18 protein-coding genes are annotated in these 26,053 nt (G+C 55.3%); 13 read left to right on the top strand and 5 right to left on the bottom strand.

Annotation, left to right across the window (positions count from 1 at the left end):
• Positions 1-85: 85 nt before the first annotated feature.
• The 4 genes from JFT66_RS19855 to JFT66_RS19870 all read right to left on the bottom strand — a co-directional run bounded on the left by JFT66_RS19855 (position 86) and on the right by JFT66_RS19870 (position 7,766).
• Complete coding sequence (locus JFT66_RS19855) at positions 86-3,271, bottom strand: UvrD-helicase domain-containing protein (protein ID WP_198859937.1); 3,186 nt, start codon at positions 3,269-3,271, stop codon at positions 86-88.
• Between the two features lie 2 nt (positions 3,272-3,273).
• Entirely contained in the window at positions 3,274-5,889 is a 2,616-nt protein-coding gene (locus JFT66_RS19860; RefSeq protein WP_233097152.1) for a PD-(D/E)XK nuclease family protein, read from the bottom strand.
• A gap of 107 nt (positions 5,890-5,996) precedes the next feature.
• On the bottom strand, positions 5,997-7,085 hold the full coding sequence (locus tag JFT66_RS19865; RefSeq protein ID WP_169864273.1) for a helix-turn-helix transcriptional regulator: 1,089 nt from the start codon (positions 7,083-7,085) through the stop codon (positions 5,997-5,999).
• Between the two features lie 30 nt (positions 7,086-7,115).
• Complete coding sequence (locus JFT66_RS19870) at positions 7,116-7,766, bottom strand: HEPN domain-containing protein (RefSeq protein ID WP_169864274.1); 651 nt, start codon at positions 7,764-7,766, stop codon at positions 7,116-7,118.
• Positions 7,767-8,076: 310 nt separating this feature from the next.
• Between JFT66_RS19870 and JFT66_RS19875 the strand changes: the two genes are divergently transcribed.
• The 6 genes from JFT66_RS19875 (at position 8,077) to JFT66_RS19895 (ending at position 14,744) form a co-directional block, all read left to right on the top strand.
• Positions 8,077-9,354, top strand: a complete 1,278-nt coding sequence (locus tag JFT66_RS19875; RefSeq protein ID WP_198859939.1) for a DUF445 domain-containing protein — start codon at positions 8,077-8,079, stop codon at positions 9,352-9,354.
• Positions 9,355-9,597: 243 nt separating this feature from the next.
• Complete coding sequence (locus tag JFT66_RS30035; protein ID WP_255141968.1) at positions 9,598-9,726, top strand: hypothetical protein; 129 nt, start codon at positions 9,598-9,600, stop codon at positions 9,724-9,726.
• Positions 9,727-9,931: 205 nt separating this feature from the next.
• Positions 9,932-10,798, top strand: a complete 867-nt coding sequence (locus tag JFT66_RS19880; protein ID WP_169864276.1) for a GTPase — start codon at positions 9,932-9,934, stop codon at positions 10,796-10,798.
• A 12-nt stretch (positions 10,799-10,810) separates the two neighbouring features.
• On the top strand, positions 10,811-11,263 hold the full coding sequence (locus JFT66_RS19885) for a hypothetical protein (RefSeq protein WP_198859940.1): 453 nt from the start codon (positions 10,811-10,813) through the stop codon (positions 11,261-11,263).
• 6 nt (positions 11,264-11,269) lie between these two features.
• A complete protein-coding gene (locus JFT66_RS19890) occupies positions 11,270-13,129 on the top strand; it encodes a hypothetical protein (RefSeq protein ID WP_198859941.1) in 1,860 nt (619 codons plus the stop codon).
• A complete protein-coding gene (locus JFT66_RS19895) occupies positions 13,116-14,744 on the top strand; it encodes a GTPase (protein WP_198859942.1) in 1,629 nt (542 codons plus the stop codon). The genes JFT66_RS19890 and JFT66_RS19895 overlap by 14 nt, the downstream gene beginning before the upstream one ends.
• Positions 14,745-14,899: 155 nt before the next feature.
• Here the strand turns inward: JFT66_RS19895 and JFT66_RS19900 are convergent, their stop codons facing one another.
• Positions 14,900-15,772: a WYL domain-containing protein gene (locus JFT66_RS19900; protein WP_170037966.1), complete on the bottom strand. Its 873-nt coding sequence runs from the start codon at positions 15,770-15,772 to the stop codon at positions 14,900-14,902.
• Between the two features lie 119 nt (positions 15,773-15,891).
• Here JFT66_RS19900 and JFT66_RS19905 point away from each other — a divergent pair, with 119 nt between their 5' ends.
• From JFT66_RS19905 to pglX, 7 genes are all read left to right on the top strand, one after another.
• Positions 15,892-16,149, top strand: coding sequence for a hypothetical protein (locus JFT66_RS19905; protein WP_169885060.1), 258 nt, complete (start codon positions 15,892-15,894; stop codon positions 16,147-16,149).
• A gap of 11 nt (positions 16,150-16,160) precedes the next feature.
• Entirely contained in the window at positions 16,161-17,210 is a 1,050-nt protein-coding gene (locus JFT66_RS19910; RefSeq protein ID WP_170037968.1) for an ADP-ribosylglycohydrolase family protein, read from the top strand.
• A 207-nt stretch (positions 17,211-17,417) separates the two neighbouring features.
• Positions 17,418-17,621 carry a helix-turn-helix domain-containing protein gene (locus JFT66_RS19915; protein ID WP_010463602.1) on the top strand — a complete coding sequence of 68 codons (204 nt, stop codon included), beginning with the start codon at positions 17,418-17,420 and terminating at the stop codon, positions 17,619-17,621.
• Entirely contained in the window at positions 17,614-18,225 is a 612-nt protein-coding gene (locus JFT66_RS19920; RefSeq protein WP_169885065.1) for a DUF1819 family protein, read from the top strand. The genes JFT66_RS19915 and JFT66_RS19920 overlap by 8 nt, the downstream gene beginning before the upstream one ends.
• Positions 18,222-18,878: a DUF1788 domain-containing protein gene (locus JFT66_RS19925; protein ID WP_169885067.1), complete on the top strand. Its 657-nt coding sequence runs from the start codon at positions 18,222-18,224 to the stop codon at positions 18,876-18,878. The genes JFT66_RS19920 and JFT66_RS19925 overlap by 4 nt, the downstream gene beginning before the upstream one ends.
• 11 nt (positions 18,879-18,889) lie before the next feature.
• Positions 18,890-22,447, top strand: coding sequence for a BREX system P-loop protein BrxC (brxC, locus tag JFT66_RS19930; protein WP_170037970.1), 3,558 nt, complete (start codon positions 18,890-18,892; stop codon positions 22,445-22,447).
• 71 nt (positions 22,448-22,518) lie between these two features.
• Entirely contained in the window at positions 22,519-26,046 is a 3,528-nt protein-coding gene (pglX, locus tag JFT66_RS19935) for a BREX-1 system adenine-specific DNA-methyltransferase PglX (RefSeq protein ID WP_170037972.1), read from the top strand.
• The last annotated feature ends 7 nt before the right edge of the window (positions 26,047-26,053 follow it).

The following is a 26,053-nucleotide window of genomic DNA, read 5'->3' on the forward strand; positions in this document are numbered from 1 at the left end:
GCTTTTTTCCTTGTGATGTCAGCGGCCGAGATCAACCCGACCGCCGTGATTGGTCGTTTACGCGAATGTGGAATCACGTCGGCGGCTAAAAAACCTGAATCGCTCCCGCGGCCACCGGCAGAAAGAGCCATGCGGCGATGACAGGCCGACCCGATGCCGCCTCAATCGCTTGGGCGTAAGCATCAAGCTGACCAGCATGTTCCTCGGCCAATCGCTCCCACTGGGCTTCGGGCGCCGGGTTGGATTTGTGGTCAATGAGCACCCAGCCATCTTTTGTGTCCAGCAGAAGATCGATCCGACCATTGAGCACCTGACCCGAGCGCAGCAACTGTTGCACCGGGTACTCAGCCATGGCTTTGGCCTCTGGCCAGCGGGATTCGATCCAGGCGTGCAAGGCCAATTGCTGTGCGATGACCTGACTGGCATTCACGTGCTCGTGCACTGCGTGGCTCTGCAACAGGTCCTGCACTTCGTCTAAGGTGAGGGGGCAGTTGGGGTCAGTGAATGAAAGGCACAAACTGGCATGAATGGCCGTTCCCAATACACTCATTTCCGGGCTGCCTTGGAAGGCGATGCGAGTGCCGATCCGGCAAGTATTGCGGGCTGCGGTGCTGGTGCGAGCGCCACCGCTGGACGGTTGGAAGCCCAGTGGCAAACGAGGCTGGATCGCTTGTACCGGGGCAAACCAGTGCAGATTCTGTTCAATCACCGCCACGGGCACAGGTGAATCACTGGCAGTGAGCGTTTGGCAATCGGCGCGCAGTTCTTTTCCATTCGGCAGCTTCAAAGTCGACAGCCCGGGAGGCGTCATCAACCAGGGTGCCTGGACAGTGTCGAGCCACTCTCCTGTGATCTTTCTACTCGAACGGGCAATGACCAGCAGGTCTCGGGCGCGGGTCATGCTCACGTAGAGCAGGCGCTTTGCTTCTTCAACGGCTTCAGCCCGGCACGCCAGGCCCATGGCGGTCTGTTCGAACGTTTCGCTCAACGGAACCGCTTTCTGTTTGCCCAGCGGCCATGGCCAGTAGCGGATAAAGCGGTCATGCAATGGTTTATGTGGATCGAATGCGCTATTGGACTGAGCCGAGACTGACCATAACCGGTCGCTGATATCGCGTGCCAGATCCATCAAAATCACGACCGGCCATTCCAGACCTTTGCTGGCGTGATGAGTCATCACTTGAACGGCATCCAGCGCAGGAGTGGCCAGTGCATCATTTTTGGCGTTGGCGATTTCGTCCAGCCACAACAACAGCCCGGAGATGGATGCCGCCCCTAATCCATTTCGACAGAGATCCTCATACTGCTGCGCCAGATCGATCAATGCATCAAGGTTGGCCAAGCGCTTTTGCGCCAGCGCTGTCGAGGTTGACCAGCCGGTAACACGCGAGGGTAAATCGCACTCGGCGATCAGGCGTTGCAACGCCTCTACTGGTGTCAGCACTGGCAGATCTGTGCGCAGTTGTGCAACGGCCGCCACAAGCGGGTGTTGCAAAAACTCGCCGAGGCTCAGTTCACGCCACTGCGCTTTGGGGTGTCCTGCATTGAGGTAGCGCAGGCGCTCGGCAACCCAGCTTTCCGGCCCTTCGGTTTCGGTTAACGAGATAATCTGTGCCGTTGCCAGGGTATCGGCCGGGTCGTTCAATCGGCGCAAACACGCCAGTGCCAGAGTTGCCTCTGCGGTTGCTAGCAGCCCTGGTTGTGCTGTGGAGCAGGGGATGCCCAGAGTAGCGAGGGCTGCTGCTACTTTCGCAACGTTACTGTGGGAGTAGCAAAGCACAGTGATATCGCCCAAGCGTACCGCTCGGGCTTCCTGGCGGGGTTTATCGAATACCTGATAACGGCTAGCCAGTAGTTGGCCAATCCCCTCGGCCAATGCGTTGACTTGCAATTCGGCATTTTTGCCGTCCAGTACCCAATTGGCGAAGGCTGGGCCGGGTAGTTGATCCGTGCGGGTCGGTATCAGCTCAACGTCCTTTGTTTCCAGGCTGTTGGCGAAGGCTTTGTTGAATACATCGTTCGCCAGTTCGACCAGCTCGGTACGTGAGCGCCAAGAGTTAGGCAATACCTGTTTCTTGCCACCCATATCGGGCAATGCCTTGAGGATGGCTTGCATCAGCGCACAGTCGCTGCCCCGAAAACCATAGATCGCCTGCTTGATATCCCCGACCCAGTAAACCTTTTTGGCAAAGCGTGAAAGCTTGAGGAATATCGCCAGCTGCATCGGGCTGGTGTCCTGGAACTCGTCGACCATGATCAGATCGAGCTCATCCTCGAGCACCTGCGCCACGGCTGGGTTGTCCAGCAACTTGAGCAAGGCATGTTCCTGGTCGGCAAAGTCCAGTACGCCAAACTCACGTTTGTTGTGTTCGTACACGTTCAATACATCAATGGCCAGGCCGAAAACCTGTTCGAGGTAGGCGCGGATGTCGCCATGTAGATCCGGGTGTTCGGCGTAGCGGCCAATGGTTTCAGAGAGGGTTGTTACCAATGGCTTGAGCTTTGCCTCAGGAGCTTCCTTCGCCAGTTTTGCCCAATCACTCCAGCGCGCGTTGCCTTGCTGCAGTTCATAGTGGAAGCGGGTAAGCAACGTTATGTAGGCTTCAGTGTTCTTTTTATCGCTGCCAGCTGCCTGTAACAGATCCAGTGCCTTAGGAATGCTGTGCAACAACTCGCCGTTCAAGTCGGCTGTGGTCGGTTTGGGGAAATGCTTCAGCATGTCGTTGGCATTTCGGTCAGCAAAACTACGGGACAGTTCAAGATCAATGTCGTTGGTGCGCAACTGACTCAAAAGCTTGCGCAACTCATCGCGCCAGTTGGTATTAGCAAAGTCGCCTTGTTGATTGGTGTCTTCAAGGCCCAGACGTCGGGCGACGGCGAGTAGATTATCCAGGCGTTCACAATCAAGCACCCGGTCAACCGCTTTGTTCAGTAGCAGGGCTGCCTGGTTTTCTTCCAACACACGTTGCTCGGGTGGCATGCCTGCTTCGAATGCAAAACGCTCAAGCAATTGCCCGCAAATACTGTTGATGGTCCCGATACGGGCTTGGCCCATGGCTGTGGCTAGGTTGATTTGGCCCTGCTTGAGAAGGTGGCTACGGACCCGCTCGCGCAGCTCGGCAGCGGCTTTTCGGGTAAAGGTCGTGGCAATCACACCCGAAGGCTGGACCTGCTGATCAAGCAACTCCTGGTGCAGTATTTCAGTAAGCCGGTGAGTTTTGCCGCTGCCGGCGCCAGCACTGATAAATGTGATGTGTGCGGTGGTCGACATTGTCATTGCTCCCATCCGGCCAAGGCCAGGTAGTCGTTGTAGGCTTCGTTAAGGTATTCCATCAGCATCGCCTGATCGGGAGGGATCGAGTCCTCATCCTCTTCAATACCTTGCAGCGCAACTTCAAACCGCCCCTCTGCCTGTTGCGCCTTCCGCCACTTCCAGGCCTCGGTAAAACTGAGCCACAGCTGAGGCATTGTGCTTGGCGGATTGGCCGGCACTTGCTCTGAATCTCTGAAGGTTTGGTCATCCGGGGTTAGCAGGCGCGCGGACTCAAGGATGAAATAGGCTACGGAAGGCCATGAACCGCTGTCCTGACGAAGCAACTCGGCATAAATCGCCAACTGCAGATGGCGGTTTGCCTTGAGCTGCTCCGGGTATTTCTTGCCCCCCGACCACTTCATGTCGACGATGGCTCGATGTCCTAGCGCAGTGGTCAATACCAGGTCAGCAGAGCCGCCCAATGCGCCACCCTCGAAACGACCAGCCAGCGCCTGCTCAGACGTTACGACCGTGATGCCAGCATTGAGAAAGTGCGATCGCAGTCGAGTCAAAGCACGCAGCGCACGATGGCGCAGTGTTGCCAGGTCGGCACCGCGTCCCTCCATCAGCAACACCGCGCCTTCTTCACGTACCACACGGGGGAAGTGGGTCGAGAACCAGCTGTTAAAATCTGTGGTGCTCATGCTCAGCGCGTCCGGCCGAGTGAAAAAGTGCTCAGCCAAGCGATGGGTCAACGAACCATAGAGCAAAAAACCGTCGCTCAGGCTCTGGCTTTTGGACGCCTGAATCTTGGCTCCGTATTGCAGCAACCATTGATAAGGGTTGAACAGCAACAGGTTGAGGCTCGAGAAAGACGCTTTCTCAGGCGTCTCGAGCGGGATGTCGGGTGGCAGGCGCCACCAGCGTTTGCGCAGTGGCAGTGGCGCCGATGCTTGGACTTGGCAAAGCGGGCCGGGGTTATGCAGAAGCTCCTCGAGAATATGCACCTTTGGCTGCTGCACAACGGCTTCGATCATTTGCCAGAGCGGGTGGCTTTCCTCCCGTGGTGGCGCGAGTACCAGTATCAGCCGGCAGTTTGCTGCCAGGACTGGTCGCAGCCAGTCACGGGCTGCTTGAGTCAGTAGTGTGGCACCGTCCGGTAGCGCCACCCCGGCATCGGCCAATTGAATGCGTTCGGCCTTGGACCAGGGCGACAGGGGCGGTAACACCGGCATGCTCAGGTGCCACCAGATCACTGTGTCGGCTTGCTCAATGGCCGCACCTGGACGCGAGACGCTCAAGTGGGCGCCGACTTGTGCGGCCAGCAATGGATTATCCACGCCGCTGGCTGTGGCTTGCTCGATGACCTGCTGCAACTGCCGCGGTTTTAACCGCTCCACACCTTGAAGATGCAAGGTCTTGAGGGAGTCTAGTGCTGCTTCACACTGAGCGTAACCTGCCTGAGCCGCGAATCTATGCGCGGGCTCTTGGTGCCCCAGGCGTGCTTTAAAAAACTTCAGCAACCGTTCGACACGTACCAGCACCTCACTGGGCGCCACGCCGTCGTCAGTCGTAAAAGTGGGCATATTCAGCCACTCGTCAATCGAGGCAAGTACGTCGGGCGCATCTGCAGCGTAATGCGCTGCGATTTCCTCCAGTGCATCCTCCCACTTGCTCCCGACGAGGCCGGGTGAGCTTGCTATTTTGGTTGCCAAGCGCCGACGTGCAAACAAACGAATCGGGCATATCGAGTGGGTCAAAAACTGCAGGAGTGCCGGGTAGTTGGCTGGTGCCCAAAGCAGCTCCATGGCCAGTGACAATACCTGCAGGGCAGGGCGTAGATTGCTGCTACCATTGAGGCCATGGCGAGCCTGGCCGGCACCAATAAAATGACCATCAAGACAACCACCCTCGTCACCCGTCACCAGCAAGGTGGGGGTGCCCTGGCCCAGTGAGCGGCTCAGCCAGCTGGCGGCCAATGCTCGAGTTTGCGCTTGAACAACTTGCACTGTGCCATCTTCTTGCCATTGAATGGGCGTGACCTCTACACCGGCAATGCTCTGGCGCAATTGCATTTGCAACTGCCCCAGAAAACCTTGCGCCTTACCCTCCGGTATCTCCAGGCGCTCGTTAGGCAGGAGATTCAGCACCATTTGCCAGGCCAGTGGATAAAGCTCGAAAGCGTCAGCCAACAGCACGGTCTTGATCGGGGGGCGACGAGAGCCCAGCGCCTTGGCAACATTTTGCAAGCGCTGTCCCATGGAAGGGGCGACCTGCACGCGAGCTTGAGTCTCGATCTCGGCAAGGTCTTTCAAACGTTGGCTGGCGTCGGCACCGACGCGCCCATCCCAACCGTGCAAATACAAATCATCCCGCCAGGCCAGCAATGCAGCAGCCACCCCCAATTCATCGGAGGAAAAACTGGCATGATAGAAGCGCAGTGGGTTATTGCAGTGCGCCAGGCAATCGCGGTACGTGGCTGTACGTTGTGCCGCACAAGGCTGACGTGCCACTAGGCCCAGCTGGGTCTCCAGAATATCCAGCAGTCCCTGTGGCCCGACGGTCAACGCCCCTAATCGATTACTGGCTCGTGTTGCCCGCTGACCATCGAGTTGCATGCCGAACGTGATAAGCATTTCTGACACGTTGACGCTCCTTGTGAACGCTGGTGGTTCAACGCACCGTGATTGGCACGTTGTTGCATAAGGAAAAATAGACTGCTGATCAGCGACGTGGCGCTACCCTACGAACCTGGTGCGACGGTTTGTGTCGCGCCTGCCAGGTTTTGTAGCGAAACCACGGTACCTATTGCATCCGCCACTGAATCCAGTGGCCGGTAGGCTGCCGCCGCACGATGCAGTGTTTTGCCAATCTGAGCCCGCAGCTCGGGCGGCTGCTCCACCACCATTGAGTCGCCCAGGGACAAAATCCACCAGTGCAACTGCCAGGTGTTGCTCAGTGTCGAGCGTACTCGAAAGCCATTCTCCAACGGCTCCAGTGTCATATCCGCACTCAATGGTGTCTCACGAATCAGCCGCGTCTGATGGTCACTAACCCAAGCTTGAAACTGAATCTTTTCGGGGGTGCCGAACTGCAAGGCGTCACTGGCCAGGTACTCACACAAGTCAAATGCCTGTAATCCCTCTACGGGTTTATCGAGCTGATCGACATTGCGAAAACGATGCACCGCAAACTGGCGCACATCGGTATACGGATGCGCTGTGGCGATCAAATAGGTCACCAACCCACGCTGTACCATGGCTAATGGATTGAGTGTCAGTTCACTGAGTTTGTCGTTGTGTGCCGAGTAATACTGACATTGCACTTGACGCTCATTAATCAGCGCCCTCTGCAATGTTTCCAGCAACAGTGGGTCGATATCCGGCGCCTGCAGGTTTAGGTCCGGTCGCACGCTGGCGACCTTGTCCAGCCAGCGGGCAGCCGCGTTATCGTCCTCCAGTCCCTTGAGTTTCTGCCGCGCATGCACAAAGCGCGGTTCAAGCACGCTGAGCATGCTGGCGGGTAACAATGGGCGGATGGTGTCGGCAACCAGGGTCAGGCTCAAGGCTTCGCTCAGCGTAATGCCTTGCAGCTCCACATTCACGCCAGGCGTCCAGTACCAGGCTTGTGGCGTGCCTTCGCTACACTGCAACGGGAACACCAGCGACAGATCAATCAAGTCACGTTCGACGGTGCGCCGGCTGATGTTGAAACCGGAGGACTCAAGACGCGCCAGTAACTCCGTCACGGTGATACCGGACTCACGCTTTGGCAGGTGCTTGAGCAACTCCCATTGGCGGCTGACAGTGGAATGCGATTTGGCGGACGGCATGGGCTTTTCCTTGCGCAAGCGAGAGGTGGGTTACGACTTGACCACCGGGTAACAGGCGTCGCCCCACAATGTTTTCGGGTTGTCGAGCATCAGAAGGATCACCAGGGGGACAAGCTTTGCCAGCAGGTTTGAGCAGTCACGCAATTGTGTGCGATTGACGCTGCCGTCCCAGGTGGCTCCGCCATGAATCATTTGGTTGCGAAGGGTATAGATGCGGTTAAACATCACCCCCAGCACCTTGGCTGTATCGCGATCGGCCAGTGCTGCATGAGCGCTACGTTTGCCGTTACGCAAGCGTTCCTCCCACATGGCTTCATTGATCTTGCCGTTCTGGAAATCCCAGAAGCTTTGGAAAACATAAGGGTTGTCCAGCAGTGCACGTATGCTCCCGGAAAACTCTGACCAAACCAGTTTTTCGATCAGGTGCTCGGTGTCCAGCGTACAAAGTTTTTGCAGGAAAGCCTTGAATGCCTCCTGTTCGGACAATCGATGCTGCTCATCAATATCGGTGGCATAGGCAGCGTTGAAAGCGATCCAGAGGAAGATGAAGCGCCCGTCAACGTCCTCTGCCTGTTCCGCACGATTGAGCCAGCTCAGGGCTCGGTGAACCCGTAGCGCAAGGTTTGGGTGGTGCGCGTCGCGTTCGTTACGGTGGCGTGTCTTGAGTGATTGGTAATCCATTCCAGGTGCTTCCTTTGGCTGAGGGGATCCGCGGGACCTTGAGGATCATGGTTTTATCGGCGGATGAGGGGCGGGATTGAGCATTCAATGAGCCCTGCGACACATTATGACGCGATATGGCGTTAAGCTATCACGTAATAAAGTTCTGTATCTATTCACTGATACGTTATAGGGCAGGTGTTTTGGATGACGCATTGAGTGTCCATCCAGCGCAGGCTCATATCTAGGCCCCAGACAAAAAATTGAGGCCAATGGTCGCGGAAGCGGGTGACGACGACCTCCATTGCGTACTTACATTTAAGGTTTTTTGATGTTGAAACTCGATTCACCGTTGGCGCGGATGAAGGCAATAGCGTCCGGGTTGTTCTTGTTGGCGGCAGCGCTCTATGTCGCAGCCTTGATGTTGATCCACTCCCATCCCGTGTTGGGGGGGGACATGAAAGCCTTCTCCGAGGCTGCGATGGTTGGCGCTATCGCCGACTGGTTTGCCGTTACTGCCCTGTTCCGACGCCCCTTGGGATTGCCTATTCCTCACACGGCTATCATCCCGCGCAACAAGGCGCGTATTGGCGCCAACTTGGGGGACTTTATTTGTACTCACTTTCTTTCACGTGAGCAGGTACTTCAGAAGGTCAGCGAATTTGATACTGCCAGGCGGTTGGCGCAATGGCTGTCGAAGGAAGACAACGCCGCAGTCTTGTCGGGTTTAGCCGTCAAGCTGGCTGGGCATGGTATTGGCGCCCTGCGTGACGAGCGTGTGCGCCAGTTTGTACGCAGCACTGCTCTGGCGCGCCTGGAAGAAGTTGATTTGGCAAAAATGAGTGGTCAGTTGCTGGAAGTGCTCACCGATGATGGGAGGGCACAGGAGGTACTCGACGCCGTATTGAATCAAGTCGATGTTTCACTGCAAGGCGAAGCGACAAAAAAACGCATCGCCGACGTTCTGGCCACGGAGTTCGAGTTCTTGCGGTTCAACGTTTTCGGCAAGGAACTGCCTCTGCACAACGTTGCCGGCAACTGGTCATCGGCAAAGTTGGTCGAGCGAATCTCTGACGTGATCAGCGAGGTCAACCACGACACTGAACACCCGTTGCGCAAACATTTCAACCAGCAGTTGGGAGCCTTGGTGCATAAGCTCAAGGAGGAGCCAGCTTTTCGTTTGCGTGCGGCACAACTGCGCGCTCAACTCGTTCAACACCCGGCCCTGCACAGCTACCTGACTGACATGGTCGACGATGTAGTGACCTGGTTTGAGGAAGACATTACTCGAAGCGATTCCACAACGCGCCAGCGCTTGGAGGAGGGTACTCGCAAGCTTGGTGACGCATTGAGCGAAGACGCTTTGATGCAGGCCTGGATAAACGACCAGATTCTGGCAATGGCGGGCCCATTGGTTGAGCGCTATCGCTCAGAGATCGGCCGCTACATCGCTGAACGCATCGAAGCCTGGAACGAGAAGGAACTGGTGGAGCAACTGGAGTCACACGTGGGCAAAGACCTTCAGTTTATTCGTATCAACGGAACATTGGTGGGAGGGCTGGTGGGGGTGATCATTCATCTTGGGACTGAGTTTGCATTACAGATGTGAGAAGCACTTTGAATCGTGGTCCTCAGGAGAGTGTAAATCCCCAGTGAGCTTGCCGCTTAAAGATTTCCAGGCGAAGGCCGACAAAACAAAAGGCTGAGGCGACCAACGACTGAACCTTCAATGGAGTTATCAGCCTGTCCGTCACAGCGGGGTCGGCGATTTAAAATGGATTTTCTCGGGGCGACGCAATTTGTCGCGAGGCATGGTTATGCTCAAACCAGCCAATAAACAGGAGTATGGATCATGCTGAAAAACTTTCTCGCCGCAGTTGGCCTCGTCGTTATCGCCAAGAAAGGGTACGAGGTGTATCGGTCTTACAAGTCAATGGAGGCGGAAAACGAGTTTTTGCGAAAGGGGCAGGGGCCGGTTTAGTGTCCATCCCATCGCCTTATTGCTGCTTGTAGATCTGCGTTTGATTGACAGGTTACTAAGGCATGGCAAAGTGATATCGCGTGGAGGATGATCCGGGTTGCAGGTGTTCAGGCGCTAGGGTGCGCGCTGAACGTTATGACTTGGGGGCAACTTGTGTTTGATCCCGGATGCGCCAGCGCTTCCGACACTGCAATAAGGACATTTCATGCCAGCTGAAAATTGGCTGATTCAGCTCAATCGCGAGTCAGCTGAATTCGCGCGTTTGTATCAGGAGCGTCAAGAGGGAAAGACCGTCGACCGGACTTTGCGTATAGCGGTCTGTGGCCTGATGAACGCTGGCAAGAGCGCACTGCTCAATGCATTGACCGGCCATCTTGAAAACGAATTCTTCGAAACCAAAGCAGTGCGCTCGACTAAGACGGTGCAAACCTTAACCCATGGAGGGATTACTTACGTAGACACTCCGGGTATTGACGCCAATAACGAGGATGACCAGCACGCCTGGCGTGGCTTGGCGACGGCCGACATTATCCTGTTCGCCCACAACCTGGGCACGGGCACTCTGGAAACCGTAGAAATCAACTTCCTTAATGAGTTGAAACACCGGCGTCCTGATATCGAAGACAGCTTACTGGTCGTTCTGACCCATGCCGAAAGTGCGTCGGAGCAAAGGCAGGATCGCCTGGACGCAATCAGTGCCATTCTCTCGGCGTTGTTCAAGGCACCTCGCACGTTGATCCCGGCCTCGTTCACGACATACCGCAAAGGCGTGTTGGAGCAAAAGCCCGCCCTTATCGAACATAGCGGCATCAACGTGCTGCACCACCATTTGAAGACACTTGTCGAGCGCGCCGAAAGCGAGTTGCATGCCGTGCGCCGTGCGCGAGATAAGCAGCGTTTGAGTAAGTTGGAGGCCATTGTCGATAAGGCCATCGCCAAGCGGGAACGCACACTGGCTGCCGTCGAAGCCAAACAATCACAGGCGTTTCTGGTGCTTAGTCAGAGTGTGAACCAGTTGGTCAGCACGACCCGAGAACGCATCAGCCGCTGCGAAACCCTTGAATCCGATTGAGAGAACATTGCTATGTGGTGGTTATTGGTACCCTTAATCGGCGCTGTGGTTGCTGCCGTCGCCAGCTCCGACGATGAAGAAAAAGAAGCGGCCGAACGCAGGGCACGCATTCAGACTCGTGAGGCCGAGGCACAGGCCATTGCTCGTCGCAAACAGGCAAACCTCGAGAAACGTAAGGCTCAACTGGTTGCCGACGTTGATGGCCAACTGAAAGATTTATTTGCGACGCACCCTGCGGTACTCGATCGAACTAACCAGGGCGCGCTGCACGTCAGTTTTGACAGCCTTAGTGCCTTTGTAATCAAAAAGGTGCCGAACAAACCAAAAGCTATGTTGAGACACTTGGATACAATTGCCCCCGGTGCAGCCTTCAGCCCGATCTGGGTGAAGCAAGCTGTCCAGGCGCACGCACTTCAGAAAGAAATCACGGGCCTTCAGCGCCTGAAAGAAGAATTGCTGGGATAAGTCACGATGACCGACCGCCACGCCAACCGAAATGATTTGTTAAATGTCTTCGCCGGGATTGCCGGTGAGTTCGATCAGGTCAAACGCCAGATCGATCGCCGGGAAAGTGTCCTCAACGCTCAGCTGAGGAAGCTTAATGACGCACGCAAGACTTCGCCTTGGCGTGAAAGCCCGCTTGAGCAGCGTCACCCGTTGCAGGACATGGCTGAGCGCTGTCAGCAGGGGCTCGACAGTCAGCTTGATGCCTGGATCAGGAACGTCGAAAACTATGAGCGCAATACTTCGTTTCGCAAGGATTTCGATGACTCGCTACTGATCTTTGTCTACGGCAAGGTCAAAGCTGGAAAATCCTCCCTGGGGAATTATCTCGCCTACGGGAACTCTGCTCCAGACGCGGCCTTGATCGACAGCGCTTCCCCTCGCCCCGAGTTTTTCTGGCGCGAAAGTACCGGGACTGCGGAAACCATGTCGGCAGAGTTGATGAGCAAGCAGCGATGCTTTGGCGTCGACGTGGTGGAAGCGACCAGCTCAATCCAGGGTTTCAGGTTGCCGGGTATGACCTGGGTCGATTCCCCTGGGGTTCACTCGGTCAACAGCGTCAACGGCCAGTTGGCCGACGACTATGTCGCGTGTGCCGACCTGATCGTATTCCTGAGCAACTCCAGCAGTCCTGGCCGGCACTCCGATATGAATGAGGTCGTCGGGCTGCTCCAGAAAAAGAAAAACCTCATGGTGCTTATCACTGGCAGCGATGTGATTGAGGAGGATGTTGATGACTTGGGTAACTTGGTTAACCAACGGGTAATGAAGGCGCGATCCGATCGTGATGACCAGATTGGTTACGTCGGGTCGGAGTTGGCCAAGATTGACCCATCAGCACAATCGCTCCTGAATCAAATCAATATTCACTCGATTTCGGTGCGTTATGCCGAGGAAGGTGGCCCCCAGGAGCAGGCGCAACGCTGGCAGGACAGTGGGCTGGCCGACTTCGCCGCAGATATTGGCAACATAGCCCGTTCCAGTGGGCTCGCCCTCAAGCGCCAGACACCCTTGAAGAATCTGCAGGCGTTCTGCATCAAGCTGGCCGAATCGACGGATCAGCTGGAAAAAGAGCTGGTTGATATCAGAACAGGGCTGAGCGCCGCGCGTAAGGACCTGAAACTGAGCGTCGATCATATTCTGAGCCAGCTCAGAAAAGAATTACCGGGTCAGATCGAAAAGTATGCCGATCAATATGCGATGAACGATCAGGCTTTTTCTGAAGCCTGCCGTAAATTGCTCGATCATGCTTTCCAGCATTACGCCAGCGAACTGTGTGATTCGATTGGCCAGAAATTCGAAAATATTGAAATTCACGACCAGGCGGTTGGACCTGTCGCCCGAGAGGCCCCTCAGTTTTCAGAGCGCGTTGAAAAGATCAAATTCGACTCCCGCCGCAATGAGTCATTCGGCAGGGCCGGCGGGGCAGGGTTCGGTGCCTGGGGGGGCGCTGAAGGTGGGGCAGCTCTAGGCACTTTGATTATGCCAGGTGTGGGAACGGTCATCGGTGGCCTGATCGGTGGCGCACTTGGAGCCTGGGCGGGAAACAAGGCTGGGGGCGCAGCGGGCGAATACTTCAATACCACTGAAGAAATCGAAGTGGCTGTGGGCGACAACCGCGACGAAGTTTCACTGGGGACCCGTGAACAGTTGCTTGAGCTTGCCGAGAACCGGCTGAATGTCCTGTATGAGCAACTGGACCAATTGTGCTTTATCGACATTGCCGACTGGTTGAAAAACTTCCACAGCGCATTAAAAGAGATGCGCCAGCACACGCTTACTCAAATTCAGGAAATCGAAAAGGAGCTGTCTCATGGCATTGCCTGACTTCGCACGGGTTATCCACACCTATGAACGGGTCAGCACCCCGCTGGGCCGTTGGCTGTCCGAACAACAACGTGATGAGCTGGGAGCCCGGTTGCAGACCAAGGCTGAGCAGTTACACCCTCGAATCATGGTCTACGGCAACTACAACGCTGGCAAAAGTACCCTGCTCAATGCCTTGATGGGGCGGGCAGATGCCAAGATGGCGGATCGACCGGAAACGGCCGCGATAACTGAGTACCGCTGGGGCAATTACACGCTGCTCGACACACCTGGCATCGACGCACCGATTGAGCATGAAGAGGTGGCTGAGAACCAACTGCACAATAGCGAAGTGGTGTTGTTCGTGGTCGCTGCAGGCGGTGCCACCGACGAAGCGAAAACCTGGGAGCGGTTGGTCGATATCGTCGCCTCAGAGCGCCGGGTAATGCTCATCGTCAACAACAAGGCAGGCATTACGGTCGGCGATCGCGATTATGTCGGCATCACCGATCGCCTGCGTATTCATCTGCAACGTGCGGCGAGTGAGCGCGGTATTGAAAACATTCTGGACAAGGTCCCGGTGCAATGGGTCAATGCCAGAAGCGCCCTCAAAGGACGACTCGAGGACAAGGCGCCGCTGATAGGCGCCAGCGGCATTCTTGACCTGGAGGAGGCGCTGGGCGACTTCCTGGAGCAAAGCGACACCGGGACAATCTTCGCGGCTTGTCGCAAAGACCTGGTGGTTGCGATCGAACAAGCCAATTTGCGGTTGGTACAGGCCGGCAATGACCGTCAGGCTGAAGCGCTGACGAAAGCCAAACTGCAGATTGAAAACGAGCGCAGCCGTCTGACTGCATGCCTGAACGATCACTTGGATCGCGATTGTCGTAGCGCAAAGCAGGCAATTGTCAATCTGATTACTTCAGTAGCAGAAGGACAAGTCAGGGGTGACACCAACCAGGCGATGGAAGAGGGGGCGGCAGAAGTTGTCCAGTCTCTGGGCGACAAACTGATGCGCACGCTGGAGTACGAGCTGCCCAAGACTCAGCAGAGCCTCGGTGAAATCGGTGAGAAATTGGCCGAGTCCACTCTCCGACACGCTGACGCCATGCTGAATGCGGATCTGGATGCGCCGCAGGATGCTGGTGAAAGCATCCTGTCGCCAGCCATCAAGGATGCCTTGAAGAAAGTCCCCATGGGTAATGTCAAGGACATGACTGAACAGGGAGTGAAAGCGGCACTGGAGCTAGGAAAAGAGTTTCTGCCCAAACTGTTCAAAGGTATTGGCCCCAAGACCATGGGACGCTGGGCCAGTACAGCGGGTCGCTGGGCGGGGCCTTTGGTACAGGTCGGCGTGGCGTTGTACGACATCTACCAGGCTATTCGTACAGAGAATGCGGAGAAGGCAGCGCAAGCTCGTCGTACCAAAGCCATCGACGACTCTGCCAGTTCGTTTGTCCACGATTTGCGTCAGGCCTACCAGTTCCAAATCACTCTGGTGGTTGAGCAGGTGTTCAAACCTATGGATGAGTGGATCGACGCGCAAAGCCAGGCTCTGGTGCAACAAGACAAGGCCGCAGAGAACGATAGAATTCTGTTCGAACAGGCACTGATTGAACTGCGCCCGCAAGACTGATCTGGTCCTTAACGCATCTCATCTCAACATTCGCTCCGGACATAGGACGGGGCGAATGCTTCCAGAGAGCCCAGAGTCACGCCTATTATTCTTCCCTCTCGGAGGTTCAATTAATTCGTGATGCAGTGCGTCACGAATTAAAATGCCGGGTTGAGTCACTCATAAAGCCAAGGCTTCAACTCATCCAGATTCCTCACCACGATCTGCTGCGCCGCCGCTTTGGGGTCGAGCTTTTTCGGATCGATTTGAAAACGCTGCAACACATACTTGACCAAGGCGCGGCGTGTCGGAATGATCAGCACGCCATCCTCCATGCCGAAATCGGCTTCGATGATTGCCTTCTGTTCTGGTTTGAGCCTTGAGTCGGGTTCTATGATCACGGCTACCTTGGTGTTCCAGTCTTCATCCTCGTCGATGAGGTTCTCGGTCTTGCGTTCGTACTCAGGTTTGCCGCGCAGGCGACTCAGCACAAAATCTCGGTATTCACGATTCTTCTCGCAATACGCCCGCACATGCCAACGCATACCGGTGTAAATCAGTGTGTGTGGTGCAATCAAGCGAGTTTCTGGAACCGGGTTAGCGAGTGAAACGTACTCGACTTCAATAACCTCGCTGTCGCGGCATGCCTTAAGCAATGGGCGCAACACTTCAGGTCGAATTGTCCGGTCAGGCACCTCCAGCACCATGGTGTGGGCATACGCCAAGGCCAACCCTTCCACATGCGGCGCACGGGAATGGGTCTGGTTCAGCAGGTGCAGATAAGCGCTGGCGCTGTCGTCGATGAACAGTGGTTTGAACTGTTTGCTGGGGACATAGCCCTTCAGCTGCTTGTCATATGTAAGGTTTTTAGGCGCATGTTCGGTGATGTAAGTGTTGATGTCTTTAGACGCCTGCTGACGACTGATCCCGAAGCTCTGGATCAGATGCACCGTGGTCAGCCGGCCTTCCCACCAGGCGACGGTCTCGATCAAGCGATAACGAAGTGCCAAATCCCAACGAACCTGCTTGATGTCTTGATTGCGTTTCATGACAGCTCCATATGCGTGAATACTTTACCTGTATAAGTCTACATTCTATACCTGTCGTAAAACACTACATATCCTTGATCTGTCTTCGAGCTCAATCGAACTCACTAAAGGATGTGGACATGACAATGTCGGATGCTGTTTCGACAGGTGCATTGGTGATGATGGGAGCAATCCTGCTGACGCTTGTGCTGCAGTGCCTGAGGTTGCGGGAGCTCTGGAAAATGGCTCTTGGCTGTCAAAAGGGCACGCGCTGGGCACGGATTTTGGATATGGAAAACTGGGAGCTGCGCTCGGCGCTGCGCGCTGAGAAAGCGCACATCGAGCAGCTGCAAAGAAAGCTGGTGATTTTGCAGGAATTGATCCCAGCAGAGGGATAAGGGCGAAGGATATGAACAGACTTGAACGGATCAAAGGTTGCCTACTGGGCGGTGCAGTCGGCGATGCGTTGGGCGCCACGGTGGAGTTCCTCGAATGGCCTGCAATCGAAGCTAAATTCGGTTCGCAGGGTATCGTTGATTTTGCCCCTACTTTCGGTATCTCCGGTGTCATCACCGACAACACGCAGATGATGCTATTCACGGCCGAAGGCTTGCTGCGGGCTTATGTGAGAAGTAGTTCACGAGGGATTTGCCATGTTCCCAGCATTATCCACCATGCGTTGCTGCGCTGGCTGATGACCCAGAATTACCCTCCTGCGATACTAGTCAGCAGGGACGGGTGGTTGATCGAACAGCGAGAACTCTGGTCTTGTCGCGCCCCTGGCACCACATGTCTCACGGCCCTCAAGGCCACCCAGCGGCTTGGTGCTGTCGCCGAGAACAACAGCAAGGGCTGCGGCGCCTTGATGCGCGTTGCTCCCTGTGCATTCTTTGCTAACGCCTTTGACTACGCTGCCCAGTCAGGGCGCCTTACTCACGGGCACCCTACAGGCTACCTGACGGCAGGGCTGTTCGCTGACATCCTCCAGCGGATGGTCAGGGAGGACAGTCTCGAACATGCAGTTAGCGAAAGCCTGGCCAAATATGGGCAAAAGCCCGGCATGGAAGAAGCTCGCAGCCTTATCGAGCGTGTGCTGTTTTTCTTCTATGAAGGCTACAAGCCCACCCCGCAACGCATCGGCGAACTCGGTGGCGGTTGGGTCGCTGAAGAAGCGCTGGCAATTGGCCTCTGGTGTGCCCTGACGGCGAGCTCGTTCGAGGATGGCGTCATAACAGCGGTGAATCACGGTGGCAACAGCGACGGTTCCGGACTGATCACTGGACACATACTTGGTGTTCAGTATGGCGCTGCGGCGATTCCTGCTCGGTGGTATGGACAATTGGAACTGCGCGAAGTGATTGCGCAGATTGCCGAGGATATTGAGCGCGTTCCGCGTGATTACTGTGGGTATGGCGGAGAGTTCGATCAGCTGATCGAGCAGATGTATCCCGGCGGGTGAGGGAACTGATGGCGACGCATTTTCATTTCGCCACTGAGCTATTCGCAGCGTAGGCTTACCAAAGCAAACTCGCTAGGCTGCCCTTTGAAGCCATTTTGAAGTGGCGCAGGCATTTGTCAGGCATTAATCCTGAGAAACAGCTTTAACCTTATTAAAACCGACAAAAACGGCTAATATCAGCACGTTTTTTTATCGGCAGATTTAGCTATGACTGATCGTTGGCACAGTGTTGATGAAATTGCCGAACACCTCGGCGTCAGCAAGGACACCGTTTATGCATGGATTGCCAAACGCAGCATGCCAGCCCACAAGGTCGGTCGGTTGTGGAAGTTCCAGAAGGTTGAGGTGGATACCTGGGTCAAAGCTGGCGGAGCCAGTGACGAATCGCAGCAGGCGCGAAGTGATGGCTGAGCGTTATCGTCTTTCTTTCACCACGGGTGGCCTGTTTTTGCAGGAAGCACCGCTGGTTGTGGAGCGCTATCTAACGCTGCGTGATTGGAAGCAAACACGGGAGCAGGTGCGTGGTGAGAACCTGTTGCAAGTTCGTACAGCGGCTGCTGCGACACGTATCAGTAAGGAGTTGATCGCGCGTCTGGAGCTTTTGGATCCAGAGGAGCTGGAGTTTTTGGTGGATGGCAGCCTGCGGGAGCAAGGCTACCTTCTGTGGGCTGCAACTTGCCGGCGCTATGCGTTCATCCGCGACTTCGCTCGCGAAGTTCTGCGCGAGCATTACCTGCTTATGCGCCGCCAACTCACGACAAGCGATTACGATGCCTTCTGCAATGCCAAAGCTTTGTGGCATGCCGAGCTGGATGAACTGGCTGCGTCCACGCATAGCAAATTGCGACAAAACCTGTTCCGCATGTTGCGGGATGCCGACTTGATCAGCGCACAGCACCAGATTCAGCCTGTGTTGATAACTCCAGCGCTGGCCCATTTACTGGTTCGCCACGATAACGAGCAATTGCTGATATTCCCGGCAACTGACCATGAACTTAAAAGGTGGCTGCAATGAGCCAAAAAATCAGTCAGCAGCCGCTGGCAGCCCGCTTTGAACACCTATTGAACGTCATGAGCGGTCAACGCTTTCTGGAAATGAAAGGGCTGAATAATGATCTGCCGTTCTACATCTGCGAATTCAAGGCGGCTGAAGCCTTTGAGATACAACGCATGCAGCGGCAACTGGTCAACACGTTGGCCGGTCTGCGTATCGATTGTTTGCAGGGGCGTGGTGTAAAGGTATTGGAAGTCAGCCTGTACGACCTGACCATCGACTTGCTAAAGGCTCGTGAGGGCAGTGACGAAGGTGTCAGCTTGTGGGAACAGATCCGGGCGGTTGAGCCCGATGTGGAAAAAGAAGGTCTGCTGGAACTTTTGCAGGGTGTATTGGATATCAAGGAACACCTGGTCCCGGCTATTGGCGAACGTATTGCTCAGGCGGATTACGACGTGCTTTTCCTCTCCGGCATCGGTGAAGTGTTCCCCTATATTCGCTCGCACAACGTACTCAACAATCTGCAAAGCACGGCCAAGGACAAACCCACGGTGATGTTCTTCCCCGGTGAGTATCGGCATTCGCTGGAACAAGGCGCGTCACTGGAGCTGTTCGGTCTGCTGCACGATGACAAGTACTACCGTGCATTCAATATTTTCGAGTCTCAGGTGTAAGGAAGCAGTCGATGAAACTCAACGGAATTTTCAAGAGCCCAGTCAGTCGCCCGATTGAGGGCGTCATCAAGGCCGACGACGAAGCTAGCTTGTTCAACGAGCTCAGTGAATACGTCCTGACTGACGAAGTCGCCAAGCGTCTGGAGCACTTCCTCGATGCCTATACCGACTACCACCATGCCAATGGCGTCTGGGTCTCCGGCTTCTTCGGCTCGGGTAAGTCGCACCTGCTGAAAATGCTCGCCCTGCTGCTGGAAAATCGCCAGGTCGACGGCAGTACTGCATTGGACATCTTCCTACCCAAGATCAAGGATGACGACGAGCTGTTGCGCGCCCAGCTCAAGAAAGCTGTCGCCATCCCCTCGAAAAGCATCCTGTTCAACATCGACCAGAAGGCCGACATCATCAGCAAGACCCAGGTCGACGCCTTGCTTTCTGTGTTCGTCAAAGTCTTCAACGAGATGTGTGGTTATTACGGCAAGCAGGGCTACATTGCCCAGTTTGAACGCGACCTGGACAGTCGGGAACTGTTCCAACCGTTCAAGGAAGCCTACCAGAGCATCGCCAATAAGCCCTGGGAGCGTGGTCGCGAGCAGGCGCTGCTGGAGACAGGCAACATCGCCAAGGCCTACGCCCAGATCACCGACGAAGACCTGGCGCTGGCCAAGGGCATCCTCGATAAATACCGCGCTCAACACAGCGTTTCCATTGAAGACTTCGGCAATCAGGTCAAGGAGTGGCTGGACAAACAGCCGCCCAACTTCCGCCTGAATTTCTTTGTCGATGAGGTCGGTCAGTACATTGCCGACAACACCAAGCTCATGACCAACCTGCAAACCGTGGCTGAAAGTTTGGCCACCAAGTGCCAGGGCCGGGCATGGGTATTTGTCACCGCACAGGAGGATATGGACTCTGTGATGGGCGACATGAGCAAGCAACAAAGCAACGACTTCACCAAGATCCAGGCGCGCTTTGCCAACCGTCTCAAGCTCACCAGCGCCGACGTGGCCGAGGTGATCCAGAAACGCTTGCTGACCAAGAACGATTCCGGTGCCGAGCTGCTGAAAACCGTCTACAACCAGCAGCTCAACAACTTCAAAACTCTGTTCGACTTTGCCGACGGTGGACAGCACTACCAGAACTTCCGCGATCTGGAGCACTTCACCTACTGCTACCCCTTCGTGCCCTACCAGTTCCCGCTTTTCCAGTCGGCCATTCGTGGCATATCCATGCACAACGGCTTTGAGGGCAAGGCCAACTCGGTGGGCGAACGCTCCATGCTCGGTGTATTCCGCGAAGTGGCCATGGCTATCGACAGCGAGCCAGTGGGCCAGCTGGCCACCTTCGATCGGATGTTCGAAGGCATTCGCGGCGCGCTGAAAAGCGCTATTCAAAGCGCTATCAACAATGCCGAGCGGCACCTTGGCGACCCATACGCGGTGCGCGTGCTCAAAGCATTGTTCTTGGTCAAGTACGTCAAGGAGTTCAAGGCCACTCTGCGCAATCTCAATGTACTGATGCTAGAGCGTTTTGGCGAAGACATTCCAGCCCAACGCAAGAAGCTGGAAGCGGCACTCAACTTGCTGGAGCAGCAAACCTACATCCAACGCAATGGCGAGCTCTACGAGTACCTGACCGACGAAGAGAAGGACATCGAAGAAGAGATCAAAAACACAGAGATCGAAACTGCCGATGTCATCAAGGAGCTGGAAACCCTGCTGTTTGATGGTGTGGTCAAGCAGCGCAAGGTCCGCTATGAAAACGGCCAGGACTACGCCTATACGCGCAAAATGGACGACCGTTCGCTCAGTCGTGAGTTTGAGTTGGCCATCCACATTGTCACTCCGCTTAGTGACAACTTCGATAACCTCACGGTGCAGCGTATGCAGAGTATGGGACGTGATGAGCTGCGCGTGGTGCTGCCGGCTGATGCCCGGTTCATGCAGGATCTCACCCTGCACAAGCGCACTGAGAAATACATCCGACAGAACAGCAGCACCCAGCAGGAAGCGGTCAAACGCATCATCGACGCCAAGGGTTTCCAGAACAACGAACGTCTGGCCGAGCTGCAGGATCGTGCCAAGGAGCTGCTCGGCAAAGCGCACTTGATAATTAACGCCGCCGACGTGGAGGCCACCAGCAGCGACGGTCAGGCCCGTATTCTCAAAGGCTTCTACCAGCTGATTGAAACTACTTATCCGAACCTGCGCATGCTGCGCGATGTGCCGTTCAACGAGAATGACATCGGCAAATACTTGCGCCAGGCCCAGGACGGTCTACTCGGCAACGACGCTACTAGCCTGACCGAGCCCGAGCAGGAACTACTGGCCTATATCCAGAGCAATGCTCGCAGCGGTGTGCGCACCACGGTCAAAACCCTATTGGAGCGCTTCGAGCGCAAGAACTACGGTTGGTACTACGCGGCCATCCTCTGCAACCTCGCGCTGCTTTGCGCACGCGGCAAAGCGGAGGTGCGGCAAGACAGCAACCTGCTGGAAGGCGACAACCTAGAGCGCAGCTTGCGCAACACCAACGCTCACACCACCTTGGTGCTGGAGCCGCAAATCGAGTTCAGCGCCTCCCAGGTTCGCCATCTCAAAGAGTTCTTTGCCGACTTTTTCGACCGTCCCGCCAGCTGCAACGAAGCCCGCGCTCTGGCACGTGAAACCATCGACGCCATCAAAGAACTGGAGATTGATTTAGCCGACCTGCATGGGCAAAAAGCCTTGTATGGCTTCCTCAGCGTGCTGGATGGCGTGATGGCTACTCTCAAGGAAATCGCCGGCAAAAACGCCAGCTGGTTCCTTACCGAACTGTCCCGCGCCTCCGATGCCATGCTCGACACCAAAGAGCAGATCATTGAGCCGCTACGTCGCTTCATGGGTAGTCCGCAAAAAGCTATTTACGATCAGGCTCGCCAACTGGTGCAGGAGCAGGAAGACAATTTCGCCTATGTTGCCACGGGGGAGGTTGAAGCCATCAAGGCATTACTCACCGAGAATAAACCTTGGCAAGGCAACCGCCTGCAGCAGGCCAAACCGCAACTGGAGGCCCTGCAACAAGCCATTGCTAACCAGCTAACCAGCGAGAAGGCTACCGCAGTCAGCCGGCTTGCCGAGTTGGAGCAGCGTCTGCAGGGGAGCAACGAGTACGGCAGTCTTAAGCCTGAGCAGCAGGCTCAGCTCGCTGTGCCGTTTGTTGAAGCTCAGCAGTCAATGCAAGGGCAGAAGCGTATCGCCATGATCCGCGATCAGTTGCGTGCCTTCGAGGACAACCAATACGCACAGTTACTGCTCAAATTAGAGCGACTGGCTCGTCCGCAACCGGTACCAGATCCAATCCCACCCTTTTCTCCGCCACCAGCGGGAAATCAGGACATCGATTATCCGCCGCCACCAAGCACAGAACCACCCAAAGTGGCCGAACCGCGCTTGGTGCCCGCACGATCTATTACGGTGGGTTACAGCAAGCCTTGGCTGGCCAGTGAATCCGAGTTGGATGATTACTTACGACAGCTGCGCGAAGCTTGGCTGAAGGAAATCCAAGCAGGCAACCGCGTACAGATTTGAAACGGACAAGTGCCCCGATCATTTTCGTGAAACCACACAAATGATCGAGCAGGCCCATAAAGAGAAGAATGATGGAAACCACCAAACTCAAGAAGTTCGCCCAGCACACACGTCGCCTGCTCTTGGAGCAAGTGGGCGCCAAGCTCTCCCTAGTGCTATATGCAAGCAGTGCTGCCCGCCGTGAAAGTCCGCAAGCCGTTGCCCAGCTGGAAAAACAAATCGCCGCGAACGGCCGTGAGCAGCTCATCGACAAGGTCGCCTACACCTGGTTCAACCGCTTCTGCGCCCTTCGCTTTATGGATGTAAACGGTTACACCCGTATCCGCGTGGTATCGCCCGCTGATGAAGGCCAGTTCCAGCCTGAAATACTGGCTGAAGCCAAAGCGGGACATATCGACGATGAGCGCGTGCCCGAGAAAGTCCGCCAGCAGATCCAGGCTCTGCTTAGCGGTAACGCCCCTAGCCACGATCCGCAGCAGGAAGCCTATCGTCTGCTGGTAGTGGCCGAGTGCAACGCCTTCCACAGCGCCATGCCTTACCTGTTCGAGCGCATTGCCGACTACACCGAATTGCTGATGCCGGATGACCTGCTCTCGGGCAACTCCATCCTGGCCTACACCCGCGAAGCCATGACCCCTGATACCTGCCAGGACGTGGAAGTCATCGGCTGGCTGTACCAATTCTACATCTCCGAGAAAAAGGACTCGGTTTTTGAGGGTCTGAAGAAAAATCAGAAGATCACGGCAGAAGATATTCCCGCAGCTACCCAGCTGTTCACCCCGCACTGGATCGTGCGCTACCTGGTGGAAAACTCTCTCGGCCGTCTGTGGATGCTCAACCATCCTAACTCGGCACTTGCCAGGCAGATGGATTACTACATCAAGCCCGAGGCTGCAGAAACCGACTTCCTCAAGATCGATTGCCCCGAAGACATCAAGGTCTGCGATCCGGCCTGCGGCTCCGGTCACATGCTCACCTATGCCTTCGATCTGCTCTATGCCATTTACGAAGAGATGGGCACTGACCCTAGCGAAATCCCGGAAAAAATTCTTACCCACAACCTCTACGGCATCGAGTTGGATGAGCGCGCAGGGGAGCTAGCCGCTTTTGCACTGACCATGAAAGCCCGCGCCAAGCAGCGCCGCTTTTTCAACAAGGCCATCGAGCCAAATATCTGCGTGATGGAAAAAGTGGTGTTCAGCCATGACGAGCTGGATGAATACATCACGGCCGTAGGGCGTGACCTGTTCACTCTTGACCTGCGTGAAACCCTCAAGCAGTTTGAGGAGGCCGATAACTTTGGCTCGCTGATCCGTCCCAAACTCAGCAGCGTGCAAAACGTGTTGCCCGTGCTGGAGGCCAAGGACATGGCAGGCAGTCTGTTCCTTGCTGGCACCCACGCTAAAGTGCTGCAGGTGCTACGAATGACCGACTACCTGAGCCCGCGTTATGCGGTGGTAGTTGCCAACCCTCCGTACAAGAAAAAGGCAGATCTAAATGAGTCATTGCAAAGCTGGCTCGATGTTGAATACGTCGAGGGTAAATACGACCTTTATCAGGCGTTTATCCTAAGAAGTCTGAAGCTGGTTTTAGCAAAGTCATATGTTGGCATGATCACGATGCAGGGTTGGATGTTCGCGCCTAGATATGAGGCGGTTAGATCTGTGATTTTATCTAGGTCAACAATCTGCACGATGGCCCAGCTTGGAGAGCGCGCATTTGACTCTATTGGTGGGGAGGTCGTTTCGACTACTGCATTCGTCTTGAGTAGCGCGGCCAATGAAGACTTCAAAGGAGAGTTTATAAAGCTGACTGAAGGCCAGTCTGAGGCCGAAAAGGATGCTGATCTTTTGAAGGCGATTCAAGTCCCTCAAAGCAAAATACGCTATCGGGTTTCGTCGGAGCAATTTGAAAAAATCCCAGGATGTCCGATAGTTTTTTGGGCATCTGAAAGGATGAGGAATTTATTCACAAGCTATCCTTCGATTTCCAAGGAGATCATCACGAGGGAAGGGCTCGCGACTGGTAGTAATGCCACGTTCTTACGGGAGTGGCATGAGGCGAGCGTGATGAATGTCGGTTTTAACATTAAAAGTGACGCCGAGGCTAAAACATCTGAAAAAAGATGGTTTCCTTATGTGAAGGGTGGTGGCTCTAGGCGTTGGTATGGTAATTCAGAGCATTTTGTAAATTGGTTTGATGATGGCCGTGAGCTTAAAAATTTCAAGGATGAAAAGACAGGGCGTATCCGCTCTCATAACTACAACGGTGAGTATGGCTTTCGTGAGGGGTTCACTTGGTCTGGCATTTCGAGCAGCGACTTTGCTGTTCGTGTGGTTCCGTGTGGTTTTATGTTTGATGCCAAAGGGCCAATGGGTTTCGTCAGTCAGTCAAGTAAAACGGAGGCCGTAGAGGCATTTCTGAATAGTCGTGTATGCAGCTTCCTACTAAGAATGCTTGCTCCTACGCTTGATTTTAAACTCACCCACGTGCTTAGTTTACCGTTCAAAAAGCCAGACGATGAGCAGTTGAATGATCGGGTTCGGCGCAGTGTGCTAGCCGCAAAGTCCGACTGGGACTCCTACGAAACCTCCTGGGACTTCACAGTTCTGCCATTGCTACACCCCGGCCACCGGCAGTCCACCCTACAAGCCGCTTATCAACAACTCCACTCTCACTGGCGCGAGATGATGCTAGAAATGCAGCGCCTCGAAGAAGAAAACAACCGTATCTTTATCGAGGCTTATAGTCTGCAGGATGAACTGACACCCGAGGTGTCGCTCAAGGAAGTCACCCTCACATGCAACCCACACTACCGCTACGGTGGTGACAAGTCAGGGGAGGAGCTGGGTGCGCAGCTGTTGGCCGATACGATGCGCGAGTTTTTGTCCTACGCCGTGGGCTGTATGTTTGGCCGCTACAGCCTGGACAATCCAGGGCTGGTGCTGGCCAACCAGGGCGACACACTGGCTGAGTATTTGCGCCAGATCCCCGAGCCGAGTTTTATGCCGGACGAAGACAACGTGATCCCGCTGCTGGATGGCGAGTGGTTTGCTGACGATGTGACCGAGCGTTTCCGCACCTTTTTACGCGTTACCTTCGGCGTGGAGCACTACGAGGACAACCTAGCCTTTATTGAGGCATCGCTGGGCAAGGACGTGCGCAAGTACTTTATCAAGGACTTCTACGCCGACCATGTGAAACGCTACAAGAAGCGCCCGATCTACTGGTTGTTCGCCAGCCCTAAAGGCACCTTCAGTGCGCTGATCTACCTGCATCGCTACCGCACCGACACAGCGAGTGTGGTGCTGCAATACCTGCGCGACTTCCGCAAAAAACTGGCTGCACGGCTGGACCACCTCCAACAAATCGGCATCAGCACCAGCGCCAGCCAAGGTGAAAAGACCCGCGCCCTCAAGGAAATTGAACCGCTCAAAAAGCAACTACTGGAGCTGGACGACTACGAGCGTGACACCCTCTACCCGCTGGCTACTAAACAAGTGCCGCTGAATCTGGATGACGGCGTCAAAGTAAACTACCTCAAGCTCGGCTCGGCGCTGAAAAAGATCGTCGGGCTAGATGCCAAGGGGGATGAATGAAGCATAA

The sequence above is a fragment of the Pseudomonas sp. MF6755 genome, from assembly GCF_016405635.1.
Classification (GTDB): domain Bacteria; phylum Pseudomonadota; class Gammaproteobacteria; order Pseudomonadales; family Pseudomonadaceae; genus Aquipseudomonas; species Aquipseudomonas haemolytica.